At 35.7% G+C, this 13,756-nt stretch carries 5 protein-coding genes; 3 read left to right on the top strand and 2 right to left on the bottom strand.

The window, feature by feature from the left end:
* The first annotated feature begins 90 nt into the window (after positions 1-90).
* Positions 91-309 carry a hypothetical protein gene (locus LDM92_RS02315; protein ID WP_223901887.1) on the top strand — a complete coding sequence of 73 codons (219 nt, stop codon included), beginning with the start codon at positions 91-93 and terminating at the stop codon, positions 307-309.
* Positions 293-1,414, top strand: a complete 1,122-nt coding sequence (locus LDM92_RS02310) for a helix-turn-helix domain-containing protein (RefSeq protein ID WP_223901886.1) — start codon at positions 293-295, stop codon at positions 1,412-1,414. Before LDM92_RS02315 ends, LDM92_RS02310 begins: the two co-directional genes overlap by 17 nt.
* Positions 1,415-1,489: 75 nt before the next feature.
* On the opposite strand, the gene LDM92_RS02305 is transcribed toward LDM92_RS02310, so the two are convergent.
* Both LDM92_RS02305 and LDM92_RS02300 read right to left on the bottom strand, forming a co-directional pair.
* Positions 1,490-1,945: a universal stress protein gene (locus LDM92_RS02305; RefSeq protein WP_223901885.1), complete on the bottom strand. Its 456-nt coding sequence runs from the start codon at positions 1,943-1,945 to the stop codon at positions 1,490-1,492.
* Between the two features lie 44 nt (positions 1,946-1,989).
* Complete coding sequence (locus tag LDM92_RS02300) at positions 1,990-2,271, bottom strand: hypothetical protein (RefSeq protein ID WP_223901884.1); 282 nt, start codon at positions 2,269-2,271, stop codon at positions 1,990-1,992.
* Positions 2,272-3,156: 885 nt separating this feature from the next.
* Here LDM92_RS02300 and LDM92_RS02295 point away from each other — a divergent pair.
* A complete protein-coding gene (locus LDM92_RS02295; RefSeq protein ID WP_223901883.1) occupies positions 3,157-13,506 on the top strand; it encodes an SLAP domain-containing protein in 10,350 nt (3,449 codons plus the stop codon).
* The last annotated feature ends 250 nt before the right edge of the window (positions 13,507-13,756 follow it).

Here is a 13,756-nt window from a genome sequence, read left to right as displayed (position 1 = left end):
TTTATACAAAACTTGACGAAAAAGTGCTAAAAAGTAAAAATATACTCAACAAACAATCTATGAGCAGTGAGCCCTAATCAAATGTATTTAATGGTTACATATGGTGGTACTGATTATAAATTAGATTATGTAAATATTGGAATGCCTAATGATGGAGTTACTTCTTGGATAGATATTAAAGACATTACTAATTCGTTTACTACTTTTGAAACTGTGAGTGCTACAGAACAGAAAGAAATTGATTTGGAATTTCAAAATGAAGTAAAACGTATGTTAGAAAGAGAGAAGAAAAATGGAGGTCAAATTTAATCCTAATCAACTTAAAAAAGCCAGACTAATGAGAGGACTTAGCATGACAGAATTGGCTGCTAAATCTTCTCTTTCGCGGGAATCAATAAGTAAGTATGAGTTAGGTGCTACTAAGCCTCGTGGAGAATCAATTTTAAAGCTTGCAAATGCTTTAAAATTTCCAGTTTACTTTTTTGGAAAACCAGATATTGTTATTCCAATGGGTACTGTGTTCTTTAGAAGTCAAGCTGCAAGTACAAATAAGTTAAGGGAAATGCAAAAAATTAGATTAGAAATGGCCGCTCAAAGTTTATTATATATATCTAAATATATTAAACTACCACAACTGAAAATCCCTGAACCACTAAATATTAAAATTGAAAAAATTACACCAGAAATAATACAACGTTTAGCCTCACAAACTCGTAAGATGTGGCAGTTAGGAAATGGTCCAATTAAAAATCTTACTAATGTTATGGAGGCAAATGGTATTATTATTACTGAAACAACTATGCATAGTGAAAAAATGGATGCAGTTTCTACACGTATAAATGATGTGCCACTGATTGCATTAACAGATAATAATGAATCTGTTATGAGAAGACGCTTCAACTTGGCACATGAACTAGGACACATATTGTTACATAATAGTGTTGAAAATGTTTTTGACTTGAATAACAATAAATATAAGAACTTATTGGAAAAACAAGCTAATCAATTTGCTTCCTACTTTTTACTTCCTGATGAGTCGTTTACTGACTATTTAGTGGCTGGTAGTATGAATTTTTTCAGGCAAGCTAAATTATACTGGAACGTTTCTATCGCTGCTTTAATATATAAAGCCAATGTATTGCACTTATTATCCGAAAACCAATACATTTATCTGCAAAAGCAAATTTCAAAAAATCATTGGAGAAAACATGAACCTGATGATAATAAGTTACCACAAGAACATCCAAGTATTTTCAAAACTGCTTTAGGTATGCTTTTAGATGCAAACTTAGTAACTAAGCAGGATTTAATTTCAATTTCAGGTCTGCCTATCGAAGAACTAGAAGCTATTTATAGAACGTCTTTCATTGAAGATAATACTTCACCTACACCATATTTAAGGTTAGTCAAATAAAAACATGAGCTTTGAATTATAAAGGTAATAACACACAAAAAGAGCATTTCACATAAAAAATGAAATGCTCTTTTTTTACTTGGTTAAGTTTTCGTTTGAACGACAGACTAAGACGTCACAATCAGCAGTTCTGGTAACATATTCTGTCACGCTGCCGATTAATATGCGCTCAACAGCGTTCAGACCAGTAGCTCCTAATATGATTAAATCAATTTGGTGCTTTTTAGGAAATTGGTGGGCAATGATTGCCTTGGGAGCTCCAAATTCAATTGAATAGTGAACTTCCTTGACGCCAGCTTCCGTAGCTTGCTTGTAGTAATTCTGCAATTTTTCCTTAGCATCGTTTGATACTTGCTCAACCATCTCTGAATCAAAGCTAGAAACATTTTGGAAAGATCTGGTATCAATTACATGCAGAATTTCCAATGCAGCATCATTCCGTTTAGCAGCAGAGATAGCCTTCTTAAAAGCTAAGTCGGCTTCCTTGGAGCCGTCAACTGCGACTTGAATACGGTGATATTGTTTCATCATTTAAAACACCTCTCTTACCACTATTTTACCAAATTTTAGTGCAATTAATCACCCTTTTGATTAAGTAAAAGACTAAAAATTAAAATAGTGATACTGCTAAGAGCTAAGGTAATTAAATTAAGGTACTTATTTGTTTGAAATACTAAAATCAAACCTAGCAAAGTTTCTAAACTCAAAATAATTGCAGTCCAGGACATGATAGAGCTGAAGTTAGAAATGTTTTTACTATCATAGATTAAAAAATGACTGTGGCGATTATGCCATAAATAAAAGGCAGTCAAAAGTAATATTGCTAGATAGATAGTGATAACAACTTTTATAGCCATAAAATCTCCAAACAAAAAACGGTCCGCAGACCGTTTCCTAATATTCTCAAGAAATCCGAGTCATCGAAACATAGCAAAACAATGCTTGTTGAACCCGCAGTGTTCAAAAAATGAGATGTATCGCAACGAATGTGGATCCTATCGCAAAAGATAGTCTTCCGATTCGAAAGTTATTTACTATCTCGCATGTCTTATGTTTGACCGGTCAACCTTATACAATTAAGCTATTCGATCGACTCAGATCAATTATTATAGTACTAAGCATCATAACTTTTGTCAAGATAGAAAACTAAATATCTGTTTCAGCAAAATAATTTTTTTATTTTTCAAAAATTGTAGATATTTATTTGATGATACTCATTTACTAATTATTTGTTATAGGTGTGAAAAATTGTACAAATATGTTACAAAAGCAAGTTTTTTATTACAAATTTTTCAAGTCAAAAAACTGAATTTGTTATCAGACTCAAGCATTTTTAATGTTTTTTCCCAGTTAGGAAAAGAAAATTATTTTATTATTTTCCAGACCCCATTTGAATAACAAAAATGCGGTTGTTGCAAAGTGCTTTTTAGCATTTTTGTTTATTCAAAAAAACATAGTTATTAATTTCACTAAATTATTTATACTAATTATTTGCTTCAGAAAAGGAAGTAAATGTCAATTTTTATGTTCCTTATAATGTTATTTTTTACATAAAAGATCACAGCTTAATAAAATATTTAATATTTATAACGTTTTTTAATTTTTAAATTTTATCAATTTTTATAGTATGGTTATTTATAAATACTATATTTGACTTAGATATTATATTGACAATAGCTATTTTCAATCCTAAAATAGTATTCGAACATACTAATCATACATACTTTTTAGGAAGGATAAATATGCTAGGTAAAAATAATTACAATGAAAGATTAAGAAAGATGGAGATGCAGGACAAGCAGGATCATTTCTCAATACGTAAATTGAGTATTGGTGCTGCTTCTGTTTTGTTAGGTTTCACCTTCTTTGGCTTGAATAGCCAAAGCGTAAAAGCCGACACAGTTGAGCCTGCACAACAAGTAAGTGAGGAGTCGAATAAGGACAACTCTACTACTGAAGCTAAGGGAACAAGTACTAAAGATACAACTAAGGCTGAAACCACAGTTTCTAAAAAGAAGACTGAGACTGACTTGTCAACTTTTTCAGGCTTGAGTTCATTCTTAAAAGACTCAAAGACTAGTGAGGTAAAAGATACTACAGCTAAGGATAAGGCTGATACTACTAAAGATAAAGCTGATAAGGACACTGCAGATAAAGATAAGCAGGAAGCTACTACAGCTGATTCAAATAATAGTGCAACTACTCCCGTAACAGGTTCAGATGAAGGCAAACAAGATACCACTACTGATAAAACCCCAACTGACATAACTGATTCAGATGATCAAAATTCTGATAGTAGTAAGTTGCCGGCTGATGTGACTGGCGATACTACTAATTCAGATAAGGATACTGCTGTTTCTGATGAAGATACCACTACTACTGATAAAACAGGATTAGATGGAAAAGCAGTTCAGACAAAAGTTGATGATAATACACCTTTTATTATTGGAAATGTTGCTAAAGTAACAAACTGGAATCAATTTAGAACTGCGCTGACATTAGATAAAAAATATTTGCCTGAAGGTACTGTTATTAATGAAATTGATATTATGAACAATATCGTGTCTGATACCACAGGTACTGAGACCAATATACATTTTCCTGGTCGCAAATTATTAATTACTTCAGGCGGCAGTGGAAGACACATTATTGATTTTAAGGGCTCTCATCCTAATTTACAAGGAAGGGAAAAGTTAGACCTGACCTATAAAAATGTTACTATTTGGAGTTCAGACTTTTATGGGGTAGCAAGAACAAATGACTATCACTATACTACTTATCCAGATAATACAGATAATACGGCTGTAATAACTCTTGATAATGTCGACTTCCATGGTTCACAGGTTTTATATGTTGGAAATCATAACGAAATCCATATTAAAGATACTGTTACTGTTGACCAAGTTAGAAATGCTTACACGAGCCCTGTAGATGGTTCACAAGCTAAGGGCGGCGGAGATAACCAGCAAATATTTGAATTTACTAGTGCTTACAATTCACTTTATTTTGATGAGGGTAGTAAGTTTGTCGGCAACACTCTCGACGGTACTGCTATTGAAATGAATGGTAATAATGATAATGTTTATATCGCTAAAGGTGCAGACGTAACTTTAAACCCTCTTAAGAATAATGATAGCAAATTTAACGCAAATAGTGGTGAACATGGTACTATATATGCTATTTGGATCAATGGTAAAGGTTCTGTAAACGTTAAAGGTCATTTAACAATTAATCTGGGACAATCAGATTACGCTGGAAAGCTTGACAAAAAACAAGCTCAAGCTATTAATTTAAATAATGGTAACACTGAATTTGTTATTGACAGCAATGGTGATGGCACTGGTGGAACAGTAGACATTACAACTAATGGCGATATCTCAGGTAATAATAGTGGCTATTTAATAAAAGATAAGGGTAACTTTACTGTTAAACCAAATGGTGCCTTAAATATTACTGGTCAAGATATGGGTGATTATAAGGGTACATTAGTTAATATCGGTAATAAGGCCGATATTGAAAATGGTGCTTTCAATATTCGGCTAAATGGTGATAAATCTATTGGAGCTGGAACCGGAGCCGGTACAAACGATATAATTTTAGTTAATGTCGAAGGTAATGGTAAGTTAATTGTTAATAACCCTACTTCATTAGTACTTGACTGTCACTTGAACACTTCTCCTGGCACTAGCATTATTGGTGATAATGCTATCACGATTACTAATGTGCGCCAGAAATTAAACTTTTTAGGTGATCAGGGTCTAACTTTACCCCCATTCCATACTTTACAAGTTCATAAAGATAAAACTATTAAGGTTGATAAACTTGTACTACTCAATGGACAAGGTGGTAAAAATGGCAAATATATGTTTACAAGCAAGACTTGGGAACTAATTAAAAAATTGCCTTACTTTAAAGATCAGCGTTTACAAAATATATATGACTCTTTAGATACAATTGCTAAATCCGGCATATCAGTAAACTATGATACAATTTTCAAAAATATTATTGAACAAGCTTTCGCCGATCCAACGAACATTGGATATAATGATATTGCCTTTGGTCCGGCTAATTCTTCTGGATTTCTAGATATCAAGCCTGAAAGTGTTACTGCCAAAGCAAATGTTGATGCTTCCGGCAAAAAAGATGGTTCTTGGACAATTTCTGGAATTGTAGATGGTTATAAGAATGAAAAGGATGGACCTGATTCAGACCCAACGAACCCATTTAAACTGATTTTACCTCTTGGCACTAAAGCATATATCATGGCAGAGATAGATAGTGGAAAAGGTACAATAAGCTTAAATAATAAGATCGATGATCCTCCATATCAATATACGAATAATGATGCTACAGATTTGCCAACTGAGTTTGCAGGTGAAGTTACTCAATCTGGTAAGAATTACATATTTAATGTTAAAGTACCTGCTGATATTGTTAGTCAGATTAATTCCAACACTAAAATTAAACTAACACCTACCGCTAACTTTATTGAATACAATCCGTTGGATGTAGAGAGCAAAGAACGGCCAGTAATTGTGAGCATCTTAAAAATAGCACAGGACACTGCAGCTAATAATATTAAATCGAAAATTGAAGATGCCAATACTTTAGATAGTCAATTTCCTAAGTCTAATCCTAAATCTAAAGAACAAGTTGCTCTAGAAGAAGCAATTAAGAGTGCGACAAAAGTAGTACAAACTGCATCGGATCCTGGTTACGATTCAGGTAAGTCAGTATATGGTGCAGGAAACGTAGATGAAGTATCTAAACGTGAAGAAGCTGCATTAAAAGCTTTAAAAGATGCTATGGATCCAGCACAGAAAGTGGTTGAACAAATTCAAGCCGCTGCACAAGCTAAAGAGAAAGCACAACAAGCTATTGATACCGCTGCACAAGACGCAATTAATCGCGTGAAGCAATCAGGCTTATCTGAAAATGAACAGGCGCCATACATTGATGCCATTAATACAGCTAAAAATGCCGCTTTAGCAAATCCTTCGACTGATAAGAATTCAATTTATAATCCAGCTAACACTATTGATGACATTACAGGAATCCAAAAAGCAGTTAATGACAAGATTAATAAGGAAGCAGCAAAAGCCGAAGTTGCTGGTTATACTGAAAAGGGCAAGTCTGCTTTAGGTATTCCTTCATCTGATTCAGTTATTGATCCAGCTTTAAAGAAAGAACTGGATAACATTGACCATGCTACTGACATAGCTACGGCTGAAAAGAAGGCTAAGGATGATATATTAGGCAAACTAAAGGATGCCGCTAAAACTAAAGTTGAAAATGATGCTAACGCTGCCAAAGAAGGTCTTGGAGTTAAATCCGACACCAAGATTGATCAGGCCGTTAGTGAAGCTGCAAATGCTATTGATGATCACACTGATTTTACTGATATCAAAAATGATATGACTAAAGGTCAGACCAACGTCCTAAACAACTATAAGACAGCTGCAAAGAATCAGCTTACTGACATGGCTAATACCGATAAAGATGCACTTGGTGTAAAATCAGACGATAATATAGACCAAGCTGTTAATAATGCAAGCAGCCTAATTGGCCAGTCAAGTTCCGTTGCAATGGTTACCGGCAACTTAAAAGATGGTAAGACAAATGTTGGGAATAGTTTCAAGGAATCTGCTAAGAAGCAAGTTCAAGATTATGCAGATGAAGCTAAGAGTAATCTTGGTGTTGACACAGATGCTGGTATTGATGTTGCTGCTAAGACGGCTGAAGATGCTATAGCTGGTCACACCGCAGCCAGTGACATTGGTAGTGATATTACTAAGGGTAAGGAAGCTATTTTAGCAGCCTACAAAGAATCTGCTAAGAAGCAACTTGATCAAGCTGAAAAAGATGTTGAAAGCAAACTTGAAAAAGTTAAGGGCCTGACTGCTAATGATATTGAAAAAGCAAAGCAAGCAGCTAAGGATTTATTATCTAATAGCAACAAGACTGGCTACGAGGACCAAATTGATGATCCTAAGACTAACACTCTTGAAGATGTCAATACTGCCACTAAAGATGGTATCGATGCTTTAAACAACTTGCTGATAAGTAATTCTTCCCTTGGTAACAAGAACGATGCTATCAACGCCATTAATCAAGCAAGAGATAATGCTATTAAAGAAATTAATGATAAAACCAAATATCCTAATTTAACTGATGGAGATAGAAATTCATTAATTAATACTATTAAAGCCGATGCTACTGAGGGTGTTGACAATGTCAATAAAGATACTGACCCTGCTAAGATCACAGCTGATAAACAGGCAGCAATTGACAAGATTAATAGTGTTAAGGCCACTGCTGCAAGCAAAGATTTAGCAGGTCTTAACAAGGAGAAGAGCTCTCAACTTAAAGCATTGCAAGATGCAGCTACAAACGCTAAGGATACTATTGATAAGATTCCTGACAAGTACCTCAGCCCAAGTAACAAGCAATACTACAAAGATTTGATTGATAAGCATGCTGCTTCAGCAACTAATGCCATCAACTCAGCAAGTAACAAAGATGCTATGGATACTGCTGAAAAAGACGGTGAGAGCAACATTAATGGTGATCTTGTTTTAGGCCAAGTTACAGCTGCTAAAGCACAAGCAATTGCAGAATTGAATGCTGAAAAGGATACTGACAAGGGAATTGTTAATGATGCTCATAAGAATGGGACACTTTCTGATGATGACTGGGTAAAAGACCTTGATGATATTGACAATGCCTATACAACTGCGATAACTGCTGTATCTAATGACCATACTCCAGCAGATGTTGTTACTGACAAGAACACTGGTATCAATGCTATGAAGGCAGTTGCTGACAGCGTTTCTCAAGATAAAGACAAAGTCGACTTAGCAAAAGCTAAGAATAACGCGATCGCAGATTTAGAAGATCAAGCTCAAGCTCTGCATGACCATATTCAAGCAGATCCTAACTTGTCTAACACTGAAAAGAATAACTACTTTGACCAGATTTCTTCTACTTTAAGTAATGCTAAACAAGCCGTTAGCGCTGCTGATAAGAACACTGTTAACTCAGCTCACAATGCAGGTATTGAAGACTTAAACGACATTAGAAATAATGCTGACTTGCAATCTGCTAGAGACAAAGCTCTAACTGATTTACAACATGAATTCAATACAGATAATGCAGCTATTGACGGTTTAACCAATATCAGTACCGCTGGTAAAGCTGGTATTAAGACTGACCTGCAAAATGCGTATAACGATGCTGTCAAGAAGGTTAAAGACCCAACTTCTAATACTGTTGCTAAGATTAATTCTCAAAGTGATGCCGGGATTACCAATATGGAGAATATCCTAGGCAAAGCAAAGGGCTTAGACAAGACAATATCAGATGATAAGCAAAAGTTAAATGACTATGCTCAACAAGCAATTAACCGGATTAACAGCTCAACTATGTCAGATGCTGACAAGGGTGCAGCCACTACCAATATTCAAAAAGCTCGTGATGATGCTGAAGCATTAGTTGGTAAGCAACTTACAGTTGAAGATGCTAATAAAGCTGAAAAAGACGGTGAAACTGGCATCTTACAAGCTGAAGCTAAGGCCAATAAAGCTGATATGGACAAAGCCAAAGGAGAAGCAAAGGCCAAAATTGAAGGTGCTCAAAATACAGCTTTACAGAACTTAAAAGATGCATATGATGCTTTAACTGACGATGAGAAGAAGCAAGCTCAGGCTGCATACGATAAGGCTGTCAAAGATATTCCAGCACTTGCTGAACAAGCTGAGGCCGCAATTGATAAAGCCTTTGATAAAGATACTATTAGTGGATTAACTAATGATGCCATCAATTCTATCAATACTGCAGGTGACACAGCCAACGTAGCAATGACTAAGGTTGTCGCTGTTCAAACTGTCAAGGATGCCGCACAAGCCGCTAAGGATAAGTTGACCAGCCAGAGAGACAAAGACGGTGTCGATGACGTTGCTAAACTGGGAATTGCAGATATTAATGCCGCTACTACCAGTTCGACAGTACTTCAAATTAAAGATAATGCTCTTAACAGTATTAAAAACATTAAAGATTCTGGTACAGGTGATAAAGATAAAGATGACGCTCTTTGGGCTAAAAAGAATAAGGCTAATGCTGAACTTGCTCAAGAACTTGCCGATATTGACTCTGCTATTGACAAACTGACTGATCTAACTTCTGATCAAAAGAAGCAATTTAAAGATCAGGCTCTGGCTGCTCACGATAGAGCACATATCAGAATTGAAGGTGCTGCTGAAACAGATATCGAAACTGAAAAAGGCCTTGGCAAGGACAAGATTGATAAAGCCCTGTCAGATGCGAAATTCCAAGCTGCTAAGAATGTTGCTAAAGCAGATGTTGACAAGACTGCCGATAATGCCATTGATCAAGTTAATAAAGACAATACCATTAGTAAAGACGATAAAGACAAAATCATCATTAATATCAACAATGATCGTGACAAGGCTAAAGACAAGATTGATCATGCCGAAACGCCTGACGATATCAACAATGCTCAACAAAATGGTAAAGATGATATCAATAAAGAAATCAATCATCAAGGTGATAACGGTAATGGTACTGATACAGCACAGATAGATAAAGACAAGCAAACTGCTAAAGACAACATTCAGACTGCTGCCGATAAGATCAACGATCGTATAGATAAAGATGAAAAAGACGGTAAGTTAAATCACGATCAAGCCAAAGCTCTTAAGGATAAGGTAACAGAGGCTGTTGATAAAGCCAAGGGAGCTATTTCCCAAGCTGGAGATCCAACTACTATTAACAAAGCCCAAAATGATGGTAATAATGCTTTAAGCCAAATCACTTCAGATGTAGATAAAACGGAAGCTGTAAACAAGGCTTTGGGCAAGATATCAGATGCAGTTAACGTGGCTAATGGAAAAGCTGACGAACTAGGCAAGAATGATAAAGAGCTTGCTAAACAAATGAAGGACGCAATCGAAAAAGAGCGTGCTAAGGCAGCTAAGAACATTCAAAACGCTCAAAATGATGCTAAAAATCCAATAGAAGCAATTCAAAATGCTGCGCAAGACGGTGTCAATGCTATTACCGGTCTGACTGATAATTACGGCAATAAGGTTGACCACATCAAGACTTTGAAGGATGCTGCTAATAAAGCTAAGGATGACCTTAACAATCTTAAGGATGAAAAAGGCAATAATCTCCTTGACGGAAACGAACTTGCCCAAGGTGAAGCTGATATCGACAATGCAGTTCAAAATGGAATCAGCAATATTTATCAAGCATCTGCTGACGATGATTTAGATAAAATTGAAAAGGATGCCGAACACGCTGTTGAATTAGCTGAATTACCAACTAAGCTCCTTGCAGAAAAGAACAAACAGATTGCTGCTATCAACCAGTATGCTGCTGATGCTGAAAAGACAATTGATGGTTTTGCTCAAACCGATAAGAATAAAGCTGGTCTACCAGCTGACACTATCGCAGAACTTAAGGCGCAAGTTGAAGCTGCCAAGAAAAAGACTATTTCTAAGATCAATGATATTGCTTTAGCAGAAGGCGCAAGCCAAGATGACTTTGACAAAGCTAAGGATAAGGTTGATAAAGCTGAAAAAGGTGTTGCTGAAAGTAGCGAAACAGTTGACTTTGGTGAAGCTGGAATTGACAAAGTCAAGACGCTTGCTCAACAAAAAGCCGATATTGTTAAGGCTAAGAATGACGCAATTGCTAGACTTGAGCAGAAACATCAAGAAGAGATCAATGCCATCGAAAACTCAGGTATGTCTGCTGCTGATCAAAAGCCTTTGAAGGATAAAGTCGACAAGCTCGTTGAACAAGCTAAGGACCAGATCATTAATATACCTGACAAAGATGAAAATGGTAAAGATAAGACTCCTGAACAGGTAACATCTGAAGCAAATACAATTATTCAAAATACTATTGATGGCTTAGATGAAAATGGTAATAAAGTAACTGGAATCAAAGATATCGTTGATCAAGCTAAACTTGAGGGTGCTAAGACAACTGCTGAAACCATACTTAATGATAAACGTGCTCAAGCGCATGACGTTATTAAGGGCTCACAGTTAACTGCAGATCAAAAGCAAAAAGCTACTGATGCAATTGATAAGGCCTTTACCGATGAAAAGTCTGATATTGATGGTAAGACTGACATTAAAGATGTTCCAACTAATAAGGACGAGATTGGTAAAGCAATCGATGCTATTTGGACTAAACCTAGTGAATGGTTCGCTGATGAACAAAAGAATGCTTTGACCGGTACGGACGGTGTAGCTGGTTTACAAGCTGGTCTTAATAAATTAACCTCTGGTCAAAAGGCTGATCCTGATTACAAAGACTACCTCGACGATATTAATAATGCAATTGCAGCAATTAATAAAGCTGAGAACATTAAGGATGCAAGTTCAGCTTACGATAAGGGTATGACTTCTCTTAATAAGTTGAATGCTCTTCAAGAAGTTAAGAACGAAGCTAATAAAGCTAAGACTGATATTGATAATAATGATAAGTTGGATGACAATACCAAGGATCGTCTAAAGGGTGATGTTGATAAGGTTGTTGAAGACACTAAGGACAAGATCAACCAGATCGATTCTTCTAATGGTACTGCCGCATCTAACAAAGATAAGATTGATCAGATTAAAAATGATGCTCATAATGATATCAATGTTGTAATTAATGATGCTGAAGCCGAAGGTGATCCGAATGTTTCTCACGCTAACAGCGAAATTTCCCAGAACCATAGTGATGCGGTAGATACGATTCACAATGAGTTTGGTGATGACAGCAAGACGCCTAAGACAGATGATGCTTATGAAAAGAACAAGCATGTTCATAGTTCATCACAAAATGGTATCAACTCTGATAAGACCAACGCTGATAAGGAAATTTCTAAAGGCGCAATTGATGATGCAGTTGATATTGCTAAGGATAAAGTCAACCATCTAAAGCATGAGGATGGCACTGATTACACTGATGCTGATAAGAATAAGATTAATGAGCAGATTGATAAGGACGCTAAAGATGCCAAGGATAAGATCGATAAAGCTGACAATGTAACTGATATTGATAATATTCGTGGTAATGGTATCCACCAAATCCATCAAGATTGTTCTGATACATCTACAATCGATAAGATTCTGCATGGTGATAACAACAATAATGGTGGTGGAATAGCTACTCCAATTCAACCAGTAATACCAGCAAAGAACCCAACTGCAGACAACACTTCTAACACGAATAAGGATGATGGCACGAAAGTTGATATGAGCCACTCTTCAGATGTAACTTTGATGCACAATGCTTACCTCTATGATGAAACTGGTAAACGTGCTAACAAGATAACTCTTGGAGCTGGTTCAGTCCTAACTACTTATGGCACTAAGACCATTAATGGTAAAGACTACTACGTCCTTGTTGATAAAGGTGCTAAGAACAAGGTCTACTACGTTGCTGCTGGTAACATTGATCATTCAACTCGTAAGCTGAAGCATAATGCATATATTTACAATCAATTTGGCAAACGGGTAAAGAAGACTGGTGTATACAAGAAGGGCAAACTAATTAAGACCTTTGGTGCAGCTGTCAAGATTCGTGGCAAGAAGTACTTCATCATTGGCAAGAATCGCTTTGTTAAAGCTGCTAATTTTGCTAAAGGTGTCGTAGCTGTAAGTACTGCAAAGGCTGAAGTAGTTCCAACCAGTGCAGTTGCTGAAAAACCTCAAGTTACTGTTGAAAAGACTTTGATGCACAATGCTTACCTCTATGATAAGAATGGTAACCGTGCTAACAAGTTGATCTTCCAAGCAGGTTCTCAAGTTGGAACTGTTGGTAAGAAGACAGTCAACGGTAAGGTTTGCTACGAACTTCCAGATGGTATGTTTATTGCAGCCGGCAATATCGATGCCAAGAAGTTGAAGTTAAAGCACAATGCCTATGTTTACAACCAATATGGTCATCGTGCAAACAAGAAAGTATTGAAGAAACGTAAGTCAGTTAAGACTTATGGTAATTCAGTCAAGATAAACGGCAAGAGATATTTCATTATTTCAAAAGGACGTTTTGTTAAAAAAGCTAACTTTTAAATTGAAATAGCTTAAATAAAGTGTCGGAAAATGTTAGAAATAACATTTTCCGGCACTTTTTTTTGCGCTTTTTTGTAGTTTTTTAAAACTAATAGTATATAACTATTCTTTTATATAGTATTTTTTCAAATATTAAAATTAATCCCACAAATCAAGTTAGTATAAGGTTTATAAAAATATTCATATATAGTAAACAGTGTTTTAACTACTGTATAGTATATAAAAATATATGAAAAGATTAATTATTGGA

Origin of the sequence: Lactobacillus laiwuensis, from assembly GCF_019972835.1 — a bacterium.
GTDB classification, from domain to species: domain Bacteria; phylum Bacillota; class Bacilli; order Lactobacillales; family Lactobacillaceae; genus Lactobacillus; species Lactobacillus laiwuensis.
This window is presented reverse-complemented; position numbering and strand designations above follow the sequence as displayed.

Bases quoted from the DNA above. Each gene is read 5' to 3' on its own strand.
- LDM92_RS02315 (WP_223901887.1), top strand. From the start codon at position 91: ATGGTTACATATGGTGGTACTGATTATAAATTAGATTATGTAAATATT.
- LDM92_RS02310 (WP_223901886.1), top strand. From the start codon at position 293: ATGGAGGTCAAATTTAATCCTAATCAACTTAAAAAAGCCAGACTAATG.
- LDM92_RS02305 (WP_223901885.1), bottom strand. From the start codon at position 1,945: ATGATGAAACAATATCACCGTATTCAAGTCGCAGTTGACGGCTCCAAG.
- LDM92_RS02300 (WP_223901884.1), bottom strand. From the start codon at position 2,271: ATGGCTATAAAAGTTGTTATCACTATCTATCTAGCAATATTACTTTTG.
- LDM92_RS02295 (WP_223901883.1), top strand. From the start codon at position 3,157: ATGCTAGGTAAAAATAATTACAATGAAAGATTAAGAAAGATGGAGATG.